Below are 23,412 nucleotides of genomic sequence, written 5' to 3' on the forward strand. Positions count from 1 at the left end.
CCTGTCGCGCGACTCCCAGCCACTCGGCGCCCGGACGCACCTTCCCCGGTGTCCGGACGCGAGGTGGATGGGGATCGGACGACAGGAACGGGAACGGCGGGACCGCCATGGCAGAGAACACTCCGAAGGGCGCTCCGCGCCCGACCGAGGAGCGGCACCTCCCGGTGCTGCTCGAGCGCTGCGTCGAGCTCCTGGCTCCGGCGCTGGAGCGCGACGGGGCGGTCGTCGTCGACGCGACGCTCGGCATGGGCGGGCACTCGCTCGCGCTGCTCGAGCGCTTCCCCGGCCTGCACCTCGTGGGCCTGGACCGCGACCCCGAGGCGCTGCAGCTCGCGGGGGAGCGGCTCTCCGCCCACGCCTCCAGGATCGACCTCGTGCACGCCGTCTACGACGAGCTGCCCGACGTGCTCGACGAGCTGGGCATCGACACGATCGACGGTGCGCTCTTCGACCTCGGCGTCTCCTCGCTCCAGCTCGACGAGACCGAGCGCGGGTTCTCCTACTCCAAGGACGCGCCACTCGACATGCGGATGGACTCGACCGCCCCGCTCACGGCGGCGAGCATCCTCGCCGACTACGACGAGACCGCCCTGCGCCGCATCTTCCACGAGTACGGCGAGGAGCGCCTCGCCGCGCGCTACGCCAAGAAGATCGTGGAGGCCCGCCGCGACGCTCCGCTGGAGCGCTCCGGCCGTCTCGTCGAGATCATCCAGGCGGCGACCCCGGTCGCGATCCAGCGGAACGGCCACCCCGCCAAGCGCGTCTTCCAGGCGCTGCGGATCGAGGTCAACCAGGAGCTGTCCGTCCTCGAGCGGGCGATCCCCGCCGCGCTGGGCCGGATCAACGAGGGCGGGCGGATCGTCGTCGAGGCGTACCAGTCGCTCGAGGACCGGATCGTCAAGCGCGCGCTCCAGGCCGCGTCCTCCTCCACCGCCCCGGCCGGCCTCCCGATGGAGCTGCCGGAGCACCGACCCGAGTTCCGACTCGTCATCCGCGGAGCCGAGCTCGCCTCCGACGACGAGAAGGCCCGCAACCCCCGAGCGACACCCGTGCGTCTGCGCGCGGCCGAGAGGATCAGGAGCACCGCATGAGCGCCACCGCCGTCATCGACCCCGCCGTCATCGACCCCGCCGTCATCGACACCGCCCGCCGAGCACGCCCCGAGGAGGAGGCGCCCCGCCCCCGCATCGAGGCCGTCCCGGCCGGTCAGGCGCAGTCGCGCCCGAAGCTCGTCTACGGGATCGTCGCCGTCGCCGGCCTCTTCGCGATCATCGTCGTCCAGCTCCTGGTGAGCGTCGGCCTCTCGCAGGGGGCCTACCAGATCTCGGCGCTGCAGACCGAGCAGAAGTCGCTCACCCGCAGCAACGCGGAGAAGCAGGACGCCGTCGACACGCTGAGCTCGCCGCAGAACCTCGCCACCGCCGCGCAGGGCCTGGGAATGGTCGCCAATACCGCGCCGGTCTACCTCCGCCTCTCGGACGGCGCCGTGCTGGGCGACCCCTCCTCCGCCGCGTCGAGCGAAGTCGCGGGCACCGCCTCCGCGCCGCTCGTACCCAACGCCCTCGTCCCGGCTCTCCAGCCCGGCGCGAGCGCGTCCTCCCCGGCTGTCGACGGCGCGGCCGTACCGTTGCAGGGCGAGCTGCCCGCGCCCATCACGCACTGACGCACGGCGTCGCGGTCCGCCTCCGTGCGGGCACCCGCCCCGCGGGGCGCACGACGACCATCCGGACCCGACGAACGGCGGCCCGCCCGCCCGGAGCAAGAAGGACACCGCCGCAGTGAGACACCACCGCTCGAGCAGACGCCGCACGGCCGTCACGTTCGTCATCATCGTCGCCGTCGTCGGACTCTTCATCGGCAAGCTGGTGGACATCCAGATCGTGCGGGCGAACGAGCTCACCGATGCGGCCGCCCAGAACCAGTCGAACAGCGTCGTCACCTACGGCCAGCGCGGCCCCATCGTGGACCGCTCCGGGACGGTGCTCGCGGACACCACCACGCGCTACCGGCTGACGACCTCGCCGAAGAACGTGGCCGAGTTCCCGCGCGAGCTGGGCGAGGACCAGAAGGTCATGGTCAGCGTGCAGCAGGCCGCCTCCGAGATCGGCGCGATCACCGGGCAGTCGGTCGAGCAGATCACCGGAGCGGTGGACGCCGCGCTCGCGAAGGACGCGAAGGCCAACTACCTGATCCTCTCGGAGGGGCTCGACCTCGAGGCCTACCAGAAGCTCGTCGCGCTCGACATCCCGTGGACCTACTTCGAGACCCAGCAGGGACGCAGCTACCCCAACGGCGCGGTGGCCGGCAACCTCGTCGGCTACGTCGGGGCGGACGGAGCGGCCCAGGAGGGCATGGAGTACGCGGAGAACACTTGCCTCGCGGGGCAGAACGGGTCCGAGAGCTACGAGCGCAGCGCCGACTACGTCCGGATCCCGGGCAGCACCGTCTCGGAGACCCCGGCCGTCGACGGCGGGACGCTGAAGCTCACCATCGACTCCGACCTCCAGTACTACTCCCAGCAGGTCCTCTCGCAGCGCGTCGCCGAGGTCGGCGGCAGCTACGGGATCGTCGTGGTGCAGGAGGTCAAGACCGGCAAGCTGCTCGCCGTGGCCGAGACGCCGACCGTCGACCCCAACAACGTCGAGGCGAGCGCCTCCGCAGACCGCAGCTCGCGCGCCTTCCGCGCGCCGTTCGAGCCGGGCTCGACCTTCAAGCCGATGACCGCCGCGATGCTGATCGACCAGGGCCAGGCGGGCCCGACGACCCAGGTCGTCGTCCCGGACTCCTTCGAGAAGGACGGCGCCTCGTTCAGCGACGACTTCGCGCACACCCCGACGAACTACACGCTGACCGGCATCCTCAAGGACTCGTCGAACGTCGGCATCTCGATGCTCGGCTCCCGCCTGTCGGCCCAGTCCCGATACGACTACCTGCAGAAGTTCGGTCTCGGCACGCCCACCACGAGCGGCTTCCCCGGCGAGGAGGGCGGCCTGCTCGCCGACTACCAGGACTGGGACAACCAGACGAACTACACGACGATGTTCGGCCAGGGCGTCTCGGCGACCGCGGTGCAGGTCGCGAGCATCTACCAGACGCTCGGCAACGGCGGAGTGCGGCTCCCGTCGCAGCTGATCGACGGCTGCACCACGGCCGACGGCTCCGTCGTGGACGTCCCCGATGCGACGGGCACCCAGGTGGTGTCGAGCTCGGCCGCGAAGCAGGTCGTCGACATGCTGCAGACCCACTACAACGAGGGCTGGCTGGCGAACGACATCCATGTCGACGGCTACAACATCGCCACCAAGACCGGTACCGCGCAGCAGCCCGACGGGAAGGGCGGCTACTCGAAGAGCTACACCGTCTCGCTCGCCGGGCTCGCGCCGGCGGAGGACCCGGAGTACGTCGTGACGGTCACCATCGCCGATCCGGTTAAGATGAACACGTCCCAGGCGACGGCTCCCGTCTTCCAGCAGGTCATGACCCAGGTGCTCAAGACCAACCGGGTGGAGCCGTCCACGGTGCCGCCCGTCGAGTACCCGACGACGTGGTGAGCCCCGCCGGGACCACGATCCAAGCACCAGAACGAGAGAAAGAGCGGGCAGTGCACGACCCTCGCCCGCAGTCCTCCCTCCGCCCCGAGCACCCCGTGCCGCGGAGCCTCTCGCAGCTCGTGGCCGAGTTCTCCCTCGGCCCGGTCCGCGGCCTCGAGGGCGTCGAGGTGAGCGGAGTCACGCTGGACTCGAACCAGGTCGAGTCCGGAGACCTCTACGTCGGTGTCGCAGGACGCCGTGCCCATGGCGCGGCCTTCGCGTCGGCCGCCGCGGCGTCCGGAGCCGTCGCCGTGCTGACCGACCCGGCCGGAGCGGAGCTCGCCGCCGACAGCGGCCTGCCCGTGCTGGTGACCCCCGACCCGCGGGCCGCCCTCGGCGACGTCGCCGCGTGGATCCACCGCACCCGCGAGGACGTCCCGACGCTCTTCGGCGTGACGGGGACCAACGGCAAGACGAGCGTCGTCTACATCCTCGACGCGCTGCTGCGCCGGCTCGGAGTCGTCTCCGGCCTCAGCTCCACCGCCGAGCGCCGGATCGGCGACGTCGCCGTGGTGAGCTCGCTGACCACTCCCGAGGCGAGCGAGCTGCACGGCCTGCTCGCGCGGATGCGCGAGTCCGCCGTCCGCGCGGTCTCCATCGAGGTGTCGGCGCAGGCGCTCACGCGGCACCGGATCGACGGCCTCGTCTTCGACGTCGTCGGCTTCACGAACCTCAGCCACGACCACCTCGACGACTACTCCGATCTGCGCGAGTACTTCGAGGCCAAGGCCGACCTCTTCGAGCCGGAGCGCGCACGCCGCGGCGTCGTCACGGTCGACAGCGCCTGGGGGCGCGAGCTCGCCGAGCGCAGCCGCATCCCCGTCGCGACGCTCGCCGGCTCGCCGGTCGTCGGAGTCGCCCCGACGACGCCCGCCGACTGGTCGATGACGGTGCTGGACGCGACGCCCGACAGCACCACCTTCCGCCTGGAGGGGCCCGAGAACCGCTCCGTCGTCGTCACCGTCTCGCTGATCGGCTGGTACATGGCCTCCAACGCCGCGCTGGCGATCGTGATGCTGGTGGAGTCGGGCTTCGACCTGGACGCCGTCGCGCACGCGCTCGAGGACAGCCGTCTCGACGTCTACATCCCGGGCCGCGCCGAGCTCGTCTCGGGGGAGCGCGGACCGCGCGTCTACGTCGACTACGGCCACACCCCCGACGCGTTCCAGAACGCGCTCGAGGCGCTGCGGACCATCACGCCCGGCCGCCTGTTCATGGTGTTCGGGGCGGACGGGGACCGCGACACGACCAAGCGGAGCGACATGGGCGCCATCGCCGCCCGCCTCGCCGACGTCGTGGTCGTCACCGACTTCCACCCGCGCTGGGAGGATCCGGCCGCCATCCGCGCCGCGCTCCTCCAGGGCGCCCGGGCCGCCGTGCCCGACCGGGAGATCCACGAGATCGCCGACCCGCGCGCCGCCGTGCGCGCCGCCGTCGCCCTCGCGCGCGAAGGGGACTCGATCCTCTACGCCGGGCCCGGCCACGAAGACCACCAGGAGATCGCAGGAGTGCACATGCCGTATTCGGCCAGAGACGACGTCCGTCACGCGCTGCGCGAGGCGGGCTGGCTGTAGATGATCGCCCTCACCCTCACCGAGATCGCCGAGGCCGTCTCCGGACGCCTCCACCTGGCCGGCTCGTCCGCCACGGCCGCCACCGTGATCGACGGAGCGACCGAGACCGACTCCCGCGAGATCGCGCCCGGCGGGATCTTCGTCGCCAAGCGCGGCGAGCACACCGACGGCCACCTCTTCGCTCCCGCCGCTCTCGAGCGCGGTGCCGCGCTCCTCATCGTGGAGCGCCCGCTCGACCTCGACGTGCCGCAGGTCCTCGTCGACGACTCCGTCGAGGCGCTCGGAGCGCTGGCGACCGAGGTCGTCCGGCGCGTCCGCGCGAAGGGCGGGCTCACCGTCATCGGCGTCACCGGCTCGAACGGCAAGACGACGACCAAGAACCTCCTCCGCACCGTCCTCGAGCGGGTCGGCGAGACGGTCGCTCCGCGCGGATCCTTCAACAACGAGGTCGGCGCGCCGATCACGATGCTCCAGGTGTCCGAGTCGACGCGCTTCCTCGTCGCCGAGATGGGCGCGAGCGCGGTCGGCGAGATCCGCCGCCTCGTCCGGATGGCCAGGCCCGACGTCGGCGTCGTCCTCGCCGTGGGCCTCGCGCACGCCGGCGAGTTCGGCGGGATCGAGCGCACGCTCGAGGCCAAGACCGAGATGGTCGCCGACCTCACCGCCGACGACGTCGCCGTGCTGAACGCCGACGACGGCCGGGTCGCCTCGATGGCGGGCCGCACCGCCGCCCGGGTCCTCTGGTTCGGCCGCGGCGAGAGCGCGGACGTCCGCGCCGTCGACATCGACGCGACCGCCGACGGCACCCGCTTCGCCATCGAGGTCTCGGCGGGGGAGGGCCGCGAGGCCGCTCGCGCCGAGCTCCTGCTGCGCGTCCTCGGCGAGCACCACGTGATGAACGCCCTCGCGGCGACCGCCGCCGCGCTCTCTGTCGGAGTGGCGCTGCCCGCGATCGTCGAGGCTCTCGCGACCGTCACCCTCGCCGAGCGCGGCCGCATGGAGGTCCTGGGCGGCGAGGACGTCCGCGTCATCAACGACGCGTACAACGCGAGTCCCGACTCCACCGCGGCCGCCCTGCGCACCCTCGCCCAGATCGCGAAGCCCGGGGGGCGCACCGTCGCCGTCCTGGGAGAGATGAGCGAGCTCGGCGAGTGGGCCGACGAGGAGCACGAGCGCGTGGGCCTGCTGGCCGTCCGCCTCAACATCTCCCAGATCGTGGTGGTGGGCCGAGGCGCCCGCCGGATCCACGTCGCGGCCGAGCGCGAGGGATCGTGGAGCGGCGAGTCCGTCTTCGCGGAGACCTCCGACGAGGCGTTCGACCTCCTCGAGGACTACCTGCGACCCGGCGACACCGTGCTGGTCAAGTCGTCCAACTCCGCGGGGCTGCGCTTCCTCGCCGACCGTCTCGGGGAGCGTCACCGATGAGGGCACTCCTCCTGTCCGGCGCGTTCTCCGGAGCCTTCACGCTCCTGATGACGCCCCTGTTCATCCGCCTCTTCCACCGCCTGCAGTGGGGCCAGTTCATCCGCGAGGACGGACCGAAGTCGCACCACGTCAAGCACGGCACGGCGACGATGGGCGGCATCGTCATCATCATCGGCACCGTGGTCGGCTACTTCCTCGGGATGCTGTTCGGCAACCGGGCGATCGCGCCGTCGGCCCTGCTGGTGCTCTTCATGATGGTCGGGCTCGGACTCGTCGGCTTCGTCGACGACTTCCTGAAGACCCGCAACCAGCGCAGCCTCGGCCTCGGCGGCTGGGCGAAGATCGCCGGCCAGGTCATCGTCGCCGCGGCCTTCGCGGTGATCGCGATCATGGTCCGCGACTCCAACGGGCTCACCCCCGCGTCCACCTCGATCTCGTTCATCCGCGACCTGCCGTTCGACTTCGCCTCCCTCGGCTGGATCGGCATCGGCCTGTTCGTGCTGTGGATCTGCATCATCGTCACCAGCACGTCGAACGGCGTGAACGTCGCCGACGGGCTCGACGGACTCGCCACCGGGTCCTCGATCCTCGCGATCGGCTCCTACGTCATCATCGGGTTCTGGCAGTCGAACCAGTGGTGCTTCGACCAGCACCTCAACCCCGAGGTCGTCGACAAGTGCTACCAGGTGAGCGACCCGTTCGACCTGGCCATCATCGCGGCGGCCGTCTCCGGTGCCCTGGTGGGCTTCCTCTGGTGGAACACCTCGCCGGCGCAGATCTTCATGGGCGACACCGGCTCGCTCGGCCTCGGCGGCGCGCTCGCGGCCCTGGCGATCCTCACCCGCACCGAGCTGCTGGTCATCCTCATCGGCGGCCTGTTCGTCATCGTGACCGGCTCGGTCATCCTCCAGCGGATCTACTTCAAGCTGACCCGGGGCAAGCGCATCTTCCTGATGAGCCCGCTCCACCACCACTTCGAGCTCAAGGGCTGGGCCGAGATCACCGTCGTGGTCCGGTTCTGGATCATCGCCGGCATCTTCGTCGCCGCCGGAGTCGGGCTCTTCTACCTGGAATGGCTGTCGCTGGCATGACCGATCCCGCCCGTCCCGACTCCCTCCGCAGCTGGCACTCGGACTGGCGCGGCCTGCGCGTCGCCGTGCTGGGCCTGGGCGTCACCGGGTTCTCGGTGGCCGACACCCTGACCGAGCTCGGCTCCGAGGTGCTGGTCCTCGCCGACCGCGCCGATGAGGAGCGCGAGCGCCTGCTCGAGGTGATCGGCGCCCGCCTGCACCGGGCCGACCGCCTCGACTCCGCTCCGGAGGAGCTGCACGCGTTCGCACCGGAGCTGGTCGTGGTGTCGCCCGGCTTCCGGCCGACGCACCCGATCCTCGTGTGGGCGGCGGAGTCCGGGATCCCCGTGTGGGGCGACGTCGAGCTCGCCTGGCGTGTCCGCGACAAGGTCGTGCGCGCCGACGGCACTCCGGCGGACTGGGTGGCCGTCACCGGCACCAACGGCAAGACCACGACCGTCCAGCTCACGGCGACGATGCTCGTGGCCGGCGGCCTCCGCGCCGCCCCCTGCGGCAACATCGGCGTGCCCGTGCTCGACGCGGTCCGCGACCCGCAGGGCTTCGACGTCCTCGTCGTGGAGCTCTCGAGCTACCAGCTGCACTACCTGGGCGCGATCGAGCCGATCGCGAGCGCATGCCTCAACATCGCCGACGACCACCTCGACTGGCACGGCTCGTTCGACGCCTACCGTGCGGCCAAGGGCAAGGTCTACGCCGGCACCCGCGTCGCCTGCGTGTACAACCGCGCCGACGCGGCGACCGAGCAGATGGTGCTCGACGCCGAGGTGGTGGAGGGCGCCCGGGCGATCGGGTTCGGCCTCGGCGTGCCCGGCCCGAGCGACTTCGGGATCGTCGACGGCATCCTCTGCGACCGCGCCTTCCTCGAGGACCGCCGCACCAGTGCCCTCGAGATCACCACCGTGGACGAGCTCGCCGCTCGGAACCTCGCCGCTCCGCACATCGTCCAGAACGTGCTCGCCGCGGCAGCGCTCTCCCGAGCGTGCGGGATCGAGGTCACGGCCGTCCGCACCGCGCTGGCGTCCTTCGAGCTCGACGCCCACCGCATCCAGGTCGTCGCCGAGCACGACGGGGTGACCTGGGTGAACGACTCCAAGGCCACGAACCCGCACGCCGCCGACGCCTCGCTGCGCGCGTACCCGTCGGTCGTCTGGGTCGTCGGCGGCCTGCTCAAGGGCGTCGACGTGGACGCCCTCGTGGCCGCGCACGTCGGCCGCCTGCGGGGCGCCGTGGTGATCGGCGCCGACCGCTCGGCGCTGCTCGCGGCATTCCGACGACACGCGCCCGCCCTCCCCGTGAGCGAGGCGGTGCCGGACGACACTGGTGCGGTGATGCAGGCGGCCGTCGAGGCGGCCGCGACGCTCGCCCGCTCGGGGGACGTCGTCCTGCTCGCACCCGCCGCGGCCTCGATGGACCAGTTCCTCGACTACGCGGCTCGGGGCCGCTCCTTCGCGGCCGCCGTGGCGACACACCTGGGAGGGGGAGCCGATGACCGCTCCGACGACGAGCCGCCCCGCGGGCCGCTCGCGCACTGAGCAGCGCGGGAAGGACCGGAGCGGGGCCCGCTCCGCGCGGATCGTCCTGTCGAAGGTCTTCGCCTCCCACTCGCCGAACTTCTACCTCCTCTTCGGGACCACGCTCTTCCTGGTGCTGTTCGGACTGACGATGGTGCTCTCCTCCTCGTCGGTCACCTCCTACGTGTCGAGCGACGACTCCTTCGGGGGCTTCCTGCGCCAGGGCGGGTTCGCCCTCCTCGGGATCCCGATGATGCTGGTGGTCTCGCGGCTGCCCCTCGGCGTGTGGAAGCGCGTGACGCCGATCCTGCTCATCGCCGGCTGCGTCCTCCAGTGCCTCGTGCTCTTCACACCGCTCGGCGACTCCGTCGGCGGGAACCGCAACTGGATCCGCCTCGGCGCCTTCAGCATGCAGCCCTCCGAGATCATCAAGCTCGCGCTCGCCCTCTGGCTGGGGCTCCTGCTCGCCCGCCGCTACCGGTCGCCGAAGGACTGGAAGGACGCGCTCATCCCCGTCCTGATCGTCGGCGGCGCGGCGATCGGACTGGTCCTCATCGGAGGCGACCTGGGCACGGTCGTGATCATGGCGGGCATCGTCCTCGCCGCACTCTTCTACGCGAACGTCCAGATGAAGGTCCTCGTGCCGATCGTGGTGGTCGGTGCGATCGGAGCGGTGCTGTTCGCCGTCTCCAGCGACAACCGCCTCACCCGGATCATGTCCTTCCTCGGCGACTGCTCCAACGTCGAGGAGTACCAGAACTCGTGCTGGCAGCCGGTGCACGGCACCTGGGCGATGGCCTCCGGCGGGATCTTCGGCGTGGGCCTCGGCAACTCCAAGGCCAAGTGGTCCTGGCTGCCCGCCGCGGACAACGACTACATCTTCGCCATCATCGGCGAGGAGCTCGGGCTGATCGGAGCGATCGTCGTCCTGGCGCTGTTCGTGGTCCTCGCGGTCGCCTTCTTCCGCGTCATCCACGCGTCCTCCGATCCGTTCGTGCGGATCAGCACCGGCGCGATCATGGTCTGGCTGATCGGCCAGGCGTTCGTCAACATCGGCGTGGTCCTGGGGGTGCTCCCGGTGCTGGGAGTCCCGCTGCCGCTGATCTCCTCCGGAGGCACCGCCCTGCTCAGCTCGCTCCTCGCCATCGGCGTCGTCCTCTCCTTCGCCCGCACCCAGACCGCGCCCCTGCCCGGCGCGGGCGTGCTGCGCCGCAGGAAGGCGGCGGCGGAGTGACCCGCTACCTCCTCGCCGGCGGCGGCACCGCCGGCCACGTCACTCCGCTGCTCGCGACGGCCGATGAGATCCGCAGGCGGAACCCGGACGACGAGGTGCTCGTGCTCGGCACCGCCGAGGGGCTCGAGGCCCGCCTCGTCCCCCTCCGCGGCTACGAGCTCTCGGTGATCCCGCGGCTGCCGTTCCCGCGCCGTCCGAACGCGGCGGCGCTGCGGTTCCCCGGAGCCTTCCGTGCGACCATCGCCGGCATCGTCCGGACGATCCGCGACCGGCGGATCGACGCGGTGGTCGGCTTCGGCGGGTACGCGGCAGCACCCGCCTACCTGGCGGCGCGCCGCGCCGGCGTCCCCTTCACCGTCCACGAGGCCAACGCGCGCCCCGGGCTCGCCAACCGCCTCGGCGCGCGCGCGACCCGCTCGGTCGGCGTGGCCTTCGAGGGCACGCCCCTGCCGCACGCGCGGGTCGTCGGCATGCCGCTGCGCCGCGAGATCGCCGAGCTCGACCGGGCCGCGCGCCGCGACGACGCGATGGCGGCGCTGGGCCTCGACCCGTCCCGGCAGACCCTCCTGGTGACCGGCGGCTCCCTCGGCGCTCGACGGATCAACGCGACGGTGCACGCCGCCGCCCGGGATCTCGTCGCCACCGGCTTCCAGGTCCTCCACATCACGGGCGACCGCGCCGAGATCACGGACCCGGGGGTGGCCGGCTACCACCTCCTCGCCTACTGCGACCGGATGGACCTCGCGCTGTCCGCCGCGGACGTGGCCGTCTCCCGCGCGGGGGCAGCGACGGTCAGCGAGCTGACAGCCCTCGGCCTGCCCGCGGTCTACGTCCCGTACCCGGTCGGCAACGGCGAGCAGCGCTACAACGCGCGCGGCGTCGTCGACGCCGGGGGAGCGGTCCTCGTCGAGGACGCCGCCTTCCTCCCCGGCTGGGTCCAGCGGGAGCTCGTACCGCTCCTGGGCGACACCGCCCGTCGCGACGAGATGGCGCGCCGGGCCGCCCGCGTGGGAGTCCGCGACGGCTCCGGGCGGCTCGTCGACCTGATCGAGTCGACCCTCTCCGAGCCGCGCTGAGCCCGCTCCGCGCGGCTCGGGAGAGCACTCCCGCCCACCGTCTACACTGATCCGGCGCACCGCGGGAGGCCCCTCCCGCCCGCCGCGACCCACCCGAAAGCGAGAGCCCCGTGATCAAGCCCGACCTCGGCATCACCGTCCCCGACGAGCTCGGCTCGGTCCACTTCATCGGCATCGGCGGCTCCGGGATGAGCGGGATCGCCCGGCTGTTCCACCACGCCGGGCACCGGGTCACCGGGTCGGACGTCCGCGAGTCCCACCCCATCGAGCAGCTGCGGGAGCTCGGCGTCCCGGTCGCCATCGGCCATGACGCGGCGAACCTCGGGGACGCCGAGGCGGTCGTCGTCACCTCCGCCCTGTGGCCCGACAATCCGGAGTACCTGCTCGCGAAGGAGCGCGGCCTGCCCGTGCTGCACCGCTCGCAGGCCCTCGCCTGGCTGGTGCGCGGCAAGCGCCTGGTCGCGGTGGCCGGAGCGCACGGCAAGACCACGTCGACCGGCATGATCGTCACCGGTCTGCTCGGCGTCGACGCCGACCCCAGCTTCGTCAACGGCGGCATCATCGAGAGCCTCGGCACCTCCTCCGCCGCCGGCTCCGGCGAGGTCTTCGTCGTCGAGGCCGACGAGTCGGACGGCAGCTTCCTCCTCTACGACACCGCGGTCGCCCTCATCACGAACGTCGACCCGGACCACCTCGACCACTACGGATCGCTGGAGGCGTTCGAGGAGGCCTTCGTCACCTTCGCCTCCTCCGCGAGCGAGCTCGTCGTCATCTCCTCCGACGACCCCGGCGCCGTCCGCGTCACCGAGTGGCTGGTCGGCGGACGGGTGCTGACCTTCGGCGAGGCCGAGGGGGCGGACGTCCGCGTCGTCGACCTCGACCTCGTCGGCCCCGTCGGCTTCTCGGTCGAGTACGAGGGCAGGCGCTACTCGGCCCGCCTCCGCATCCCCGGCCGTCACAACGCGATCAACGCGGCCGGCGCGTTCGCAGTGCTGGTGGGCCTGGGCTTCGATCCGGCCGCCTCGCTCGAGGCCGTGTCGGCGTTCGGAGGCACGGAGCGCCGTTTCGAGCTGCACGGAGCGGTCCGCGGAGTCAGCGTCTACGACGACTACGCCCACCACCCCACCGAGGTGGCCGCCGCCCTTTCCGCCGCGCGCACCGTGGTCGGCGAGGGCCGCATCATCGCCGTGCACCAGCCGCACCTCTACAGCCGCACCCGCCTCTTCGCCCGCGAGTTCGCCGAGACGCTCGAGCGCTACGCCGACGAGACGATCGTCCTCGACGTCTACGGGGCGCGCGAGGATCCGGAGCCCGGAGTGACCGGAGCGCTGGTCAGCGAGAAGTTCGCCGACCCGTCGCACGTCTCGTTCGTCCCGGACTGGGCGGAGGCGGCCCGCCTCACGGCCGGCATCGCGCGCGAGGGCGACTTCGTCATCACCCTCGGCTGCGGCGACGTCTACCGGATCATCCCGCAGGTGCTCGAGTCGCTCGGCGCGAGCGAGGCCGCGCCGGTCGCACGATGACCGCGGTCCTCGCGCCCGAAGCGGGGGAGCGGCCGTGAAGCGGCCCGACGGCGGACGCCCTCCGGCGCCCGGTCGGAGCGTCCCCACGCGCGGCGGCGAGCCGGAGCCGGACACCGAGCCGATCCGGATCGTCTCCGCGATCCGCGTGGACCCGGAGCCGGCCGAGCGCACTCCGTCGCGCGCGGGCGCGGTCCGCCGCACCCTCTCGGGCCTGCGCCTGCCCGGAGCCGAGAACCGGGCCGTCTCCCGGGCCGCCCGCGAGCGGAGGCGCTACGAGCGGGGGGAGGTCCGCCGCTTCACGAAGCGCGCGCGTCGGCGCCGCCTGATCGCCCTGGTCGTGGCCGGGTCGCTCGTCGCCCTCGCCCTGATCGTCGGAGTCGCGGCCTTCTCGCCGCTCATGGCCGTGCGCACGATCGAGATCTCGGGCACCCAGCGCGTCGACGCCGCCGCCCTGCAGAGCGAGCTCGACGACCAGCTCGGCGTCCCGCTCACCCTGGTGGACCGGGACGAGGTCGGCCGCGTGCTGGGCGCGTCCCCGCTCATCCAGAGCTACTCGGTGCAGACCCGGCCGCCGAGCACCCTCGTGGTGTCGATCGTCGAGCGCACGCCCCTCGGCGTGATCGCGGCGGGGGGCCGCTTCGAGCTCGTGGACGCGGCCGGAGTCGTCATCGAGACGGCGGACTCGGCGCAGCCCGGCTACCCGGTCCTCACCACCGCGTCCGGCGACGCCTCGGGAGCCGGCTTCCGCGCGACCGCGCGGGTGCTGCGCTCCCTGCCCGCGTCGCTCGCTCCGCAGGTGACGGCCGCCACGGCCACGACCGGCGACGACGTCTCGCTCACCCTGCAGAACGGCACGGAAGTCGTCTGGGGCGGGTCGGACGAGTCGGCGCTCAAGGCCGTCGTGCTCGAGAAGCTGATGGCCGCGACCGACCCCGCCGTCGTCGGCACCTACGACGTGTCCTCGCCCCAGGCCGCCGTCGTGGCGCCCCGGCCTTGACCGGCGGCGGATCCGCGCGTTCTTTCGAGCGTTGCGGGCGTGTCTGCTGGGAGCGCGACCGGACTCCGCCTACCGTCGGAGCCGAACCCCAAATGCATACTCAGCATAACTTTAAGCCTCAACTACAGGTTTAAGGTTCAGCCCGGAGGCCGGAGACGTGACTTCAAACCAGAACTACCTCGCCGTGATCAAGGTCGTCGGCATCGGCGGAGGCGGCGTCAACGCCGTCAACCGCATGATCGAGCTCGGCCTGCGCGGTGTCGAATTCATCGCGATCAACACGGACGCCCAGGCGCTCCTGCTCAGCGACGCCGACGTCAAGCTCGACGTGGGCCGCGAGCTGACCCGCGGACTCGGCGCCGGCGCCGACCCCGAGGTCGGCCGCCGCGCCGCCGAGGACCACGCCGAGGAGATCGAGGAGGTCCTCGCGGGGGCCGACATGGTCTTCGTCACCGCGGGCGAGGGCGGCGGCACCGGCACCGGCGGCGCGCCCGTCGTGGCGCGGATCGCCAAGTCGATCGGCGCCCTCACCATCGGCGTCGTGACCAAGCCCTTCGGGTTCGAGGGACGCCGTCGGCAGACGCAGGCCGAGGCCGGCGTCGCGACGCTGAAGAACGAGGTCGACACGCTCATCGTCGTTCCGAACGACCGCCTGCTCGAGATCAGCGACCGCGGCATCTCGATGCTCGAGGCCTTCGCGACCGCCGACCAGGTGCTCCTCGCCGGCGTCCAGGGCATCACCGACCTGATCACCACGCCCGGCCTGATCAACCTCGACTTCGCCGACGTGAAGTCGGTCATGCAGGGCGCGGGCTCGGCGCTGATGGGCATCGGCTCGTCGCGCGGCGCCGATCGCGCGATCAAGGCGGCCGAGCTGGCCGTCGCCTCACCGCTGCTCGAGGCCAGCATCGACGGCGCGCACGGCGTGCTCCTCTCGATCCAGGGCGGCTCGAACCTCGGCATCTTCGAGATCAACGACGCGGCGCGCCTCGTCCAGGAGGCGGTGCACGCCGAGGCGAACATCATCTTCGGTGCCGTGATCGACGACACGCTCGGCGACGAGGTGCGCGTCACCGTCATCGCCGCGGGCTTCGACGGCGGAGAGCCGGGCGGGACCGCTCAGGCCGCGATCGCCCAGCCGCGCCAGCAGCAGAGCTCGGCGAGCGAGTCGGCCGTTGAGCCCGTCCCGGCTCCCGCCGCGGCGCCTGCGGCCGGCTCGATCTGGTCGAGCACCCCCGTCGCCGCCCCGGCCCCTGTCGCCGACCCGTCCTTCGACGACGACGACAGCGACCTGGACATCCCCGACTTCCTCAAGTAGTCGTGCCGGATCCGGAGCTGGCCGCGCGCTGGGCCGAGGTCTCCGAGCGGGTCGCCGACGCGACCCGCTCGGCCGGTCGCGAGGCGTCCTCGGTCACGACCATCGTGGTGACCAAGTTCCACCCCGTGTCGCTGCTCCGCGACCTCCTTGAGCTGGGCGTCGTCGACTTCGGCGAGAACCGGCACCAGGAGGCGCAGGAGAAGTCGGCCGAGCTGGCGGGGACCGCTGCGCGCTGGCACTTCATCGGGCAGCTCCAGAGCAAGAAGGCGCGCCAGGTGCGCCGCTACGCCGACGCGGTCCACTCCGTCGACCGGCTCGCGCTCGTCCCGCTGCTGGAGGCGGGGGAGGAGCCGCTCGACGTGTTCCTGCAGGTCAACCTCACCGAGGATCCCGACCGCGGGGGAGCGTCGCCCGCCGACGTCGAGCCCCTCGCCGAGGCTCTCGCCGGGGCGCCCGGCCTCACGCTGCGCGGCGTGATGGCGGTCGCTCCGCTGGACGAGGAGCCCCGTCCGGCTTTCGCCCGGCTCCGGTCGATCTCCGACCGCGTGCGCGCCGTCGAGCCCTCCGCCACGGCGATCTCGGCGGGCATGTCGAACGACTTCGCCGAGGCGATCGCGGAGGGTGCGACACACCTGCGAATCGGATCGGCAATCACCGGAGAACGCCCCGCCCGCACCTAACCTCGTGGTGACCCACCTGTGGGAGCACACACGACACGGAGGACACCCCATGGCCAACCCGCTGAAGAAGACGATGGTCTACCTCGGACTCGCCGACGAAGAGGTCGAGTACGAGCGCGCAGAGCCCGTCGAGGCGGCCCCGGCGACGGTCCACCGCGCACCGGTCTCCCCGGTGCAGCCCGTCCCTCCCGTCGAGCCGGTGCAGCAGCCCCGCGCGACGGTCACCCCGCTCCGCAAGCCCACCCCCCAGACCCCGAAGGCGACGGCACCCGCCGAGATGAACGAGATCCTCACCGTCCACCCGAAGCAGTACCGCGACGCGCAGGTCATCGCGGAGAACTTCCGCGACGGCATCCCCGTGATCATCAACCTCTCGCAGATGAGCGATGCGGACGCCCGCCGCCTCATCGACTTCGCGAGCGGACTCTCGCAGGGCCTCTACGGCCGCATCGAGCGCGTGACGAGCAAGGTCTTCCTGCTCTCGCCGTCGCACATCACCGTCGCCGGCGACTCCGCCTCCGCCGAGAGCGACGCCGACGCGTCGTTCTTCGCGAAGTCCTGATCCCGGGGAGCCCTGGCCCCCGGTGACCTCCGTCGTCTCGCTCCTCGGGAGCGTCCTGTACTTCGTGCTGCTGCTCTACTTCTTCGCGATGTGGGCGCGGTTCGTGCTCGACCTCGTCCGCGTGATCCGACGCGACTGGCGCCCCCGCGGTGCCGGCCTCGTCGCCGCGGAGGGCGTCTACACCGTCACGGACCCGCCGATCGGCTTCTTCCGACGCCTGATCAAGCCGGTCTCGATCGGTCCGATCGCGCTCGATTTCGGCTGGAGCCTCACCATGCTCTGCGTCATCGTGGGCATGTACATCGCCACGTGGCTCCAGCGCGCCTGACCGTCCCTGTATCGTTGGCACGTCCGGACGTTCCCCGCGGTGTCAGCACTGCGCCGTGCGCCTGAAGTTGCTAGCTTTAGTCGCGCGTTGTTAAACGTGTACCTACTTGAAATCGAAGGTGGAAAGCCATGGCGCTCACTCCCGAAGACGTTGTCAACAAGCGGTTCCAGCCGACCAAGTTCCGTGAGGGATACGACCAGGACGAGGTCGACGACTTCCTCGACGAGGTCGTCGTGGAGCTCCGCCGCCTGAACCAGGAGAACGAGGAGCTTCGTCAGCGCCTCTCCTCCGGCGACAGCCGCCCGTCGGACGCCCGAGTCCCCGACGCCCCGCGCGAGAGCACTCCTGCTCCCGCCCCGGTGGTCGACGAGGCACCCGAGCCGGAGCCGCAGTCCGAGCCCGAGCCCACCCCGGCTCCCGCACCGGTCGTCGCTCCCGTCAGCTCCTCGCAGTCGGCTCCGGTCGACGAGGCCGAGAGCTCCAGCGGACTCCTGCAGCTCGCCCGCCGCCTCCACGAGGAGCACGTGCGCGAGGGTGCCGAGAAGCGCGACGCTCTCGTCGCCGAGGGCCGTGCCACGGCCGCCCGCATCGTCGCCGAGGCCGAGGCCAAGCAGCGCCAGCAGGTCGCGAAGCTCGAGGAGGAGCGCGCGACGGTCGAGCACCGCATCGACGAGCTCCGCACCTTCGAGCGCGAGTACCGCCAGAAGCTGAAGAGCTACATCGAGGGCCAGCTCCGCGACCTCGACACCCAGCCGGCGTCGACGGAGTCCTCGCTGTCGGGCTTTGGGGCGTAGTCCCGCCGCAGCGGACGTCAGGCCGAGGGTGCTCGTCACCCTCGGCCTCGTCGCGCTCGCGGTCTTCGCGATCGATCAGACCGCGAAGCTCCTGGTCACGACGAACCTGACCCTGGGCGAGGACGTCCATGTCCTCGGCGACGTCCTGATCCTGCACTACGTGAAGAACCCGGGTGCCGCCTTCTCCCTCGCGAGCGGGTCGACCTGGATCTTCTCGATCATCGCGGCGTGCGTCGTCGTCGCCGTGATCTGGTTCTCGCGCCGGATCCGCTCCACCGCGTGGGGCGTCTTCTTCGGCCTGCTGCTCGGCGGCACCCTCGGCAACCTCTTCGACCGGCTGTTCCGAGAGCCCTCCTTCGGGCTCGGACACGTCGTCGACTTCCTCTTCACGCCGTGGCTGCTCCCGGCGATCTACAACGTCGCCGACATCGCGATCTGCACGGCGATGGCGCTGTTCGTCCTCCTGAGCGTGCGGGGCGTAGGCCTCGACGGCACCCGTGAGCGCGCGGGCCGCGACGAGCAGGACCAGGTCGTGTCCGAGAACGGCGCTCCCGCCGCCCCCGGAGCGGGCGCCCCCGCAGCGGCCTCCTCCGTCGAGGAGGCGGCCCGCGACGCCGACCGCCCCGGCGGACGCTGATGGCGCAGTCCCGAGAGCTGCCGGTCCCGGACGGGCTCGACGGCCTCCGCGTGGACGCGGCCGTCGCGAAGCTGCTCGGCTTCTCGCGCACCTTCGCGGCCGAGGTCGCCGAGGCGGGCGGAGTGAGCGCCGACGGACGGGTCCTCGACAAGAGCGACCGCGTGCACGCAGGCACCTGGCTGAGCGTCGAGTGGAGTCCGCGCGAGGAGCCGCGGATCGTGCCGATGGCGGTCCCCGGCCTCGGCATCGTGCACGACGACGACGACATCGTGGTGATCGACAAGCCCGTCGGAGTGGCCGCGCACCCCGCCGTGGGCTGGGAGGGACCGACGGTGCTCGGCGCCCTCGCCGCCGCGGGCTTCACCGTGTCGACCTCCGGTGCGGCCGAGCGCGCGGGCATCGTGCACCGGCTCGACGCCGGCACGAGCGGCCTCATGGTCGTCGCGAAGTCCGAGCGCGCCTACACGCACCTCAAGCGCGCGTTCCACGACCGCACGGTCGAGAAGGTCTACCACGCGGTCGTGCAGGGCCACCCCGACCCGCTCGCCGGGACGATCGACGCCCCGCTCGGCCGCCACCCGTCCTCGGACTGGAAGTTCGCGGTCCGCGCCGACGGCAAGCCCTCGGTGACCCACTACGAGACGATCGAGGCCTTCCCGTTCGCCTCCCTCCTCGAGATCCACCTCGAGACCGGCCGCACCCACCAGATCCGCGTGCACATGGCCGCCCAGCGCCACCCGTGCGTCGGCGACGCGATGTACGGCGCCGATCCGACCCTCTCGAAGCGGCTCGGCCTCACCCGCCAGTGGCTCGACGCGGTCCGGCTCGGCTTCACCCACCCGGGCTCGGGGGAGTGGGTGCAGTTCGAGGCGTCGTACCCCGACGACCTGGTGCACGCCCTCGAGGTGCTGCGCGGGGAGTGATCCGCGCTCTCCCGGCCGGACCCGCGTCCGGCGCGGTTAGACTTCTTCCCGCCGTGTCCACGGGCCCTCCCGGGTCGCCGGCCATCCCTCCCCTGCCCGCAGTCCGCCGGAGGCGCATCCTTGCCGAGTAACGATTCCTTCGTCCACCTCCACGTGCACAGCGAGTACTCGATGCTCGACGGTGCAGCGCGGGTGAAGCCGCTGATCGACGCGGCGGTCGAGGAGGGCATGCCGGCCATCGCCGTGACCGACCACGGGAACGTGTTCGGCGCCTTCGACTTCTGGCGCACCGCGACGGCGGCGGGGATCAAGCCGATCATCGGCACCGAGGCCTACCTCACCCCGGGGACGCACCGCTCCGACAAGACCCGCATCCGCTGGGGCGACGGCGGAGGGGACGACGTGTCCGGCTCCGGCGCGTACACCCACATGACGCTGCTCAGCTCGACCACGACGGGCATGCACAACCTCTTCCGCCTCTCCTCGCGCGCGTCGATCGAGGGCTACTACTTCAAGCCGCGCATGGACCGCGAGATCCTCTCGCAGTACTCCGAGGGCCTGATCGGCACCACGGGCTGCCCGAGCGGCGAGGTCCAGACGCGCCTGCGCCTCGGCCAGTACAAGGAGGCCCGCCAGGCGGCCGCCGACTACCGCGACATCTTCGGCAAGGAGAACTTCTTCGCCGAGATCATGGATCACGGCCTCGACATCGAGCGGCGGGTGATCGGCGACGTCATCCGGCTCGCGAAGGACCTCGACCTCCCGTTGGTCGCCACCAACGACCTGCACTACACGCATGCGCACGACGCGACCTCGCACGCGGCGCTGCTCTGCGTGCAGTCCGGAACCACCCTCGACGACCCCAAGCGCTTCAAGTTCGACGCGGACGAGTTCTACCTCAAGTCGCCGCGCGAGATGCGCCAGGTCTTCCGCGACCACCCCGAGGCCTGCGACAACACGCTCCTCATCGCGGAGCGCTGCGACGTCCAGTTCGACACCTCGGCGAACTACATGCCCCGCTTCCCGGTGCCGGAGGGCGAGACGGAGGACACCTGGTTCGTGAAGGAGGTCGAGGCCGGACTGCGCGAGCGCTACCCGGACGGCATCTCCCAGGAGGTGCGCGACCGGGCGGACTACGAGACCCGCGTCATCCTGCAGATGGGCTTCCCCGGCTACTTCCTCGTCGTCGCCGACTTCATCAACTGGTCCAAGCGCAACGGGATCCGCGTCGGTCCCGGCCGCGGCTCCGGTGCCGGCTCGATGGCGGCCTACGCGATGAAGATCACCGACCTCGATCCGCTGCGGCACGGCCTGATCTTCGAGCGCTTCCTCAACCCCGACCGCGTCTCCATGCCCGACTTCGACGTCGACTTCGACGACCGTCGCCGCGGCGAGGTCATCCGCTACGTCACCGAGAAGTACGGCGACGAGCGCGTCGCGCAGATCGTCACCTACGGCACCATCAAGGCGAAGCAGGCTCTCAAGGACGCCTCGCGCGTCCTCGGCTTCCCGTTCGGGATGGGCGAGAAGCTGACGAAGGCCATGCCGCCCGCGATCATGGGCAAGGACATCCCGCTCAGCGGCATCAACGACCCCGCCCACGCGCGCTACAAGGAAGCGCTCGACGTGCGCAACGTCATCGCCGAGGACCCGCAGGCCAAGCTGGTCTTCGACACCGCGCTCGGACTCGAGAACCTCAAGCGCCAGTGGGGCGTGCACGCGGCCGGCGTCATCATGTCCAGCGATCCGCTGCTCGACATCATCCCGATCATGAAGCGGGAGCAGGACGGCCAGATCGTCACGCAGTTCGACTACCCCGCGTGCGAGTCGCTCGGGCTGATCAAGATGGACTTCCTGGGGCTGCGGAACCTCACTATCATCGACGACGCCCTCGACAACATCCGCGCCAACCGCGGACAGGACCTCGTGCTCGAGGACCTCGAGCTCGACGACCAGGCCGCCTACGACCTCCTCGCGCGTGGCGACACGCTCGGCGTCTTCCAGCTCGACGGCGGCCCGATGCGCGGGCTTCTCCGGCTGATGAAGCCCGACAACTTCGAGGACATCTCCGCAGTCCTCGCGCTCTACCGGCCGGGCCCGATGGGCGCCGACTCCCACACCAACTACGCGCTGCGGAAGAACGGCGTGCAGGAGATCACCCCGATCCATCCGGAGCTCGAGGAGCCGCTCTCGGAGGTGCTCGGAGGGACCTACGGCCTGATCGTGTACCAGGAGCAGGTCATGTCGATCGCGCAGAAGCTCGCGGGCTTCACGCTCGCGCAGGCCGACCTGCTGCGGCGCGCGATGGGCAAGAAGAAGAAGTCCGAGCTGGACAAGCAGTTCGAGGGCTTCTCGGGCGGCATGATCGCCAACGGCTACTCGATGGAGGCCGTCAAGACCCTCTGGGACATCCTGCTGCCCTTCTCCGACTACGCCTTCAACAAGGCGCACTCGGCGGCGTACGGCGTCGTCTCCTACTGGACGGCGTACCTCAAGGCGCACTACCCCGCGGAGTACATGGCCGCGCTGCTCACCAGCGTCGGCGACTCCAAGGACAAGATGGCCGCCTACCTCAACGAGTGCCGGCGGATGGGGATCAAGGTGCTCCCGCCGGACGTCAACGAGTCGATCGGCTTCTTCACCGCCGTCGGCACCGACATCCGCTTCGGCCTCGGCGCCGTCCGCAACGTCGGCATGAACGTCGTCGAGGGCATCCGGGCCGCCCGCGAGGAGAAGGGGCGCTTCGAGACGTTCCACGACTTCCTCCGCAAGGTGCCGCTGCAGGTGACCAACAAGCGCACCATCGAGTCGCTCATCAAGGCCGGCGCCTTCGACTCGCTCGGCTCGACCCGCCGCGCCCTGGTCGAGGTGCACGAGGACGCCGTCGAGGCGGCGGTAGGGGAGAAGCGCAACGAGGCGAACGGCCAGGTCGGCTTCGACTTCGACAGCCTCTGGGACGAGCCGCAGGCCGCGATCCAGGTGCCCGAGCGGCCCGAATGGGCCAAGCGCGACAAGCTCGCCTTCGAGCGCGACATGCTCGGGCTCTACGTGTCCGACCATCCGCTCGCCGGACTCGAGACCGAGCTCGCCAAGCACTACAGCACCACGATCGCCGACCTGCTGATCTCGGAGACGATCGCCGACGGCGAGACCGTGGTCGTCGCGGGCCTGGTGACGAGCGTCCAGCACCGCATGGCCAAGGCCTCCGGCAACCAGTACGGGATGATCCAGGTCGAGGACTTCGGCGGCGAGATCACCTGCATGTTCATGGGGAAGGCGTACCAGGAGTTCGCCCCGGCGCTCACGAACGACTCCATCGTCGTCGTCAGAGGCCGCGTCAGCATGCGCGACGACGGGATGAACCTGCACGCGTTCAGCCTGTTCGCCCCCGAGATGAGCCAGGACGGCGACTCGGGACCGCTCACCGTCTCGATGCCCGAGTCGCGCGCGACCACCGACACGGTCTCGCAGCTCAGCGACGTGCTCATCCGCCACTCCGGCCAGACCGAGGTGCGGCTGAAGCTCATCAAGGGCGACACGGCCCGCGTGTTCGAGGTCCCGTTCCCCGTGCGCATCACCCCGGACCTCTTCGGCGAGCTGAAGAGCCTGCTGGGGCCGAACTGTCTGTATTGAATTCCGAGCCGGTCCCCGACCGGCTCGGCGCGGTCGGCTGGGGAGGGTGGCCGGGTCGGTGAGAGCGTCGTGCGTCCGGCTACGACGATCCGCTGACACGCGGATCGCCGGTTCGCGGTGTCTGTGGCGAGCCGGTCCCCGACCGGCTCGGCGCGGTCGGCTGGGGAGGGTGGCCGGGTTCTCAAGGGCGTCCTGCGTACGGCTACGACGATCCGCTGACACGCGGATCGCCGGTTTTCCTCGGAGGGTGCGGCGAGAGGGTGGCGGATCGGAGTGCGAGCCTGCGGCCGCCGGTGTCCTCCGGGTGGTCGAGGAGCGCTTCCGCGCCGCGTTCTCGGACGTCGGCGATCAGCTCGGCGACGACGGGCCCGACGGAGGCGGACGTGCTCGGATTGCGGGGCACGAGGGCGAGGAGCTCGGCGGAGGAGGGACGACGGCCGCGGAGGTCGAGAGTCTGGATCATGGCCGCCCCAGTCTACGCGCCGCCCTCCCCCGCTCCCTCGCCGCTCGCTCCCC

Annotated in this window: 20 protein-coding genes; 19 read left to right on the forward strand and 1 reads right to left on the reverse strand. The window is 71.4% G+C overall.

What is annotated here, in order from left to right; all coding sequences use genetic code 11:
- Positions 1–107: 107 nt before the first annotated feature.
- The 19 genes from rsmH (at position 108) to dnaE (ending at position 22,896) form a co-directional block, all read left to right on the forward strand.
- Positions 108–1,091 (forward strand): 16S rRNA (cytosine(1402)-N(4))-methyltransferase RsmH, encoded by a 984-nt coding sequence (gene rsmH, locus C5C82_RS01845; protein ID WP_104354519.1) that lies wholly within the window; start codon positions 108–110, stop codon positions 1,089–1,091.
- Positions 1,088–1,663 (forward strand): hypothetical protein, encoded by a 576-nt coding sequence (locus C5C82_RS01850; RefSeq protein WP_104295644.1) that lies wholly within the window; start codon positions 1,088–1,090, stop codon positions 1,661–1,663. The genes rsmH and C5C82_RS01850 overlap by 4 nt, the downstream gene beginning before the upstream one ends.
- Positions 1,664–1,778: 115 nt before the next feature.
- Complete coding sequence (locus C5C82_RS01855; protein ID WP_258062899.1) at positions 1,779–3,551, forward strand: penicillin-binding protein 2; 1,773 nt, start codon at positions 1,779–1,781, stop codon at positions 3,549–3,551.
- 50 nt (positions 3,552–3,601) lie between these two features.
- Positions 3,602–5,164 carry a Mur ligase family protein gene (locus tag C5C82_RS01860; protein ID WP_104238697.1) on the forward strand — a complete coding sequence of 521 codons (1,563 nt, stop codon included), beginning with the start codon at positions 3,602–3,604 and terminating at the stop codon, positions 5,162–5,164.
- Positions 5,165–6,589: a UDP-N-acetylmuramoyl-tripeptide--D-alanyl-D-alanine ligase gene (gene murF, locus C5C82_RS01865; RefSeq protein ID WP_104222590.1), complete on the forward strand. Its 1,425-nt coding sequence runs from the start codon at positions 5,165–5,167 to the stop codon at positions 6,587–6,589.
- Entirely contained in the window at positions 6,586–7,680 is a 1,095-nt protein-coding gene (gene mraY / locus C5C82_RS01870) for a phospho-N-acetylmuramoyl-pentapeptide-transferase (RefSeq protein ID WP_104222591.1), read from the forward strand. Before murF ends, mraY begins: the two co-directional genes overlap by 4 nt.
- Positions 7,677–9,212, forward strand: coding sequence for a UDP-N-acetylmuramoyl-L-alanine--D-glutamate ligase (gene murD, locus C5C82_RS01875; protein ID WP_104225371.1), 1,536 nt, complete (start codon positions 7,677–7,679; stop codon positions 9,210–9,212). The genes mraY and murD overlap by 4 nt, the downstream gene beginning before the upstream one ends.
- Positions 9,166–10,425: a putative lipid II flippase FtsW gene (ftsW, locus tag C5C82_RS01880; RefSeq protein WP_104295645.1), complete on the forward strand. Its 1,260-nt coding sequence runs from the start codon at positions 9,166–9,168 to the stop codon at positions 10,423–10,425. Before murD ends, ftsW begins: the two co-directional genes overlap by 47 nt.
- Positions 10,422–11,501, forward strand: a complete 1,080-nt coding sequence (gene murG, locus C5C82_RS01885; RefSeq protein ID WP_104295646.1) for an undecaprenyldiphospho-muramoylpentapeptide beta-N-acetylglucosaminyltransferase — start codon at positions 10,422–10,424, stop codon at positions 11,499–11,501. Before ftsW ends, murG begins: the two co-directional genes overlap by 4 nt.
- 110 nt (positions 11,502–11,611) lie before the next feature.
- Positions 11,612–13,024: a UDP-N-acetylmuramate--L-alanine ligase gene (gene murC, locus C5C82_RS01890; protein WP_104295647.1), complete on the forward strand. Its 1,413-nt coding sequence runs from the start codon at positions 11,612–11,614 to the stop codon at positions 13,022–13,024.
- Between the two features lie 34 nt (positions 13,025–13,058).
- On the forward strand, positions 13,059–14,021 hold the full coding sequence (locus C5C82_RS01895; protein ID WP_104292473.1) for a cell division protein FtsQ/DivIB: 963 nt from the start codon (positions 13,059–13,061) through the stop codon (positions 14,019–14,021).
- A gap of 157 nt (positions 14,022–14,178) precedes the next feature.
- Entirely contained in the window at positions 14,179–15,339 is a 1,161-nt protein-coding gene (ftsZ, locus tag C5C82_RS01900) for a cell division protein FtsZ (RefSeq protein WP_104292474.1), read from the forward strand.
- Between the two features lie 2 nt (positions 15,340–15,341).
- Positions 15,342–16,019, forward strand: a complete 678-nt coding sequence (locus C5C82_RS01905; RefSeq protein ID WP_104222598.1) for a YggS family pyridoxal phosphate-dependent enzyme — start codon at positions 15,342–15,344, stop codon at positions 16,017–16,019.
- 49 nt (positions 16,020–16,068) lie between these two features.
- Positions 16,069–16,581 (forward strand): cell division protein SepF, encoded by a 513-nt coding sequence (locus C5C82_RS01910; RefSeq protein ID WP_104292475.1) that lies wholly within the window; start codon positions 16,069–16,071, stop codon positions 16,579–16,581.
- Positions 16,582–16,603: 22 nt separating this feature from the next.
- Positions 16,604–16,909, forward strand: a complete 306-nt coding sequence (locus C5C82_RS01915) for a YggT family protein (RefSeq protein ID WP_258059242.1) — start codon at positions 16,604–16,606, stop codon at positions 16,907–16,909.
- A gap of 128 nt (positions 16,910–17,037) precedes the next feature.
- Positions 17,038–17,703 carry a DivIVA domain-containing protein gene (locus C5C82_RS01920; protein ID WP_104354520.1) on the forward strand — a complete coding sequence of 222 codons (666 nt, stop codon included), beginning with the start codon at positions 17,038–17,040 and terminating at the stop codon, positions 17,701–17,703.
- Between the two features lie 28 nt (positions 17,704–17,731).
- On the forward strand, positions 17,732–18,340 hold the full coding sequence (lspA, locus tag C5C82_RS01925; RefSeq protein ID WP_104267390.1) for a signal peptidase II: 609 nt from the start codon (positions 17,732–17,734) through the stop codon (positions 18,338–18,340).
- Positions 18,340–19,263, forward strand: a complete 924-nt coding sequence (locus C5C82_RS01930; RefSeq protein ID WP_104233341.1) for an RluA family pseudouridine synthase — start codon at positions 18,340–18,342, stop codon at positions 19,261–19,263. Before lspA ends, C5C82_RS01930 begins: the two co-directional genes overlap by 1 nt.
- Before the next feature lie 171 nt (positions 19,264–19,434).
- Positions 19,435–22,896, forward strand: a complete 3,462-nt coding sequence (dnaE, locus tag C5C82_RS01935) for a DNA polymerase III subunit alpha (protein ID WP_244229655.1) — start codon at positions 19,435–19,437, stop codon at positions 22,894–22,896.
- 202 nt (positions 22,897–23,098) lie between these two features.
- Here the strand turns inward: dnaE and C5C82_RS01940 are convergent, their stop codons facing one another.
- Positions 23,099–23,359 carry a hypothetical protein gene (locus tag C5C82_RS01940; RefSeq protein WP_104354521.1) on the reverse strand — a complete coding sequence of 87 codons (261 nt, stop codon included), beginning with the start codon at positions 23,357–23,359 and terminating at the stop codon, positions 23,099–23,101.
- Positions 23,360–23,412 lie beyond the last annotated feature (53 nt).

It is taken from the genome of Rathayibacter sp. AY1D5 (assembly GCF_002932515.1).
Classification (GTDB): domain Bacteria; phylum Actinomycetota; class Actinomycetes; order Actinomycetales; family Microbacteriaceae; genus Rathayibacter.

Bases quoted from the DNA above. Each gene is read 5' to 3' on its own strand.
- rsmH (WP_104354519.1), top strand. From the start codon at position 108: ATGGCAGAGAACACTCCGAAGGGCGCTCCGCGCCCGACCGAGGAGCGG.
- C5C82_RS01850 (WP_104295644.1), top strand. From the start codon at position 1,088: ATGAGCGCCACCGCCGTCATCGACCCCGCCGTCATCGACCCCGCCGTC.
- murF (WP_104222590.1), top strand. From the start codon at position 5,165: ATGATCGCCCTCACCCTCACCGAGATCGCCGAGGCCGTCTCCGGACGC.
- mraY (WP_104222591.1), top strand. From the start codon at position 6,586: ATGAGGGCACTCCTCCTGTCCGGCGCGTTCTCCGGAGCCTTCACGCTC.
- murD (WP_104225371.1), top strand. From the start codon at position 7,677: ATGACCGATCCCGCCCGTCCCGACTCCCTCCGCAGCTGGCACTCGGAC.
- ftsW (WP_104295645.1), top strand. From the start codon at position 9,166: ATGACCGCTCCGACGACGAGCCGCCCCGCGGGCCGCTCGCGCACTGAG.
- C5C82_RS01910 (WP_104292475.1), top strand. From the start codon at position 16,069: ATGGCCAACCCGCTGAAGAAGACGATGGTCTACCTCGGACTCGCCGAC.
- C5C82_RS01920 (WP_104354520.1), top strand. From the start codon at position 17,038: ATGGCGCTCACTCCCGAAGACGTTGTCAACAAGCGGTTCCAGCCGACC.
- C5C82_RS01930 (WP_104233341.1), top strand. From the start codon at position 18,340: ATGGCGCAGTCCCGAGAGCTGCCGGTCCCGGACGGGCTCGACGGCCTC.
- dnaE (WP_244229655.1), top strand. From the start codon at position 19,435: ATGCTCGACGGTGCAGCGCGGGTGAAGCCGCTGATCGACGCGGCGGTC.
- C5C82_RS01940 (WP_104354521.1), bottom strand. From the start codon at position 23,359: ATGATCCAGACTCTCGACCTCCGCGGCCGTCGTCCCTCCTCCGCCGAG.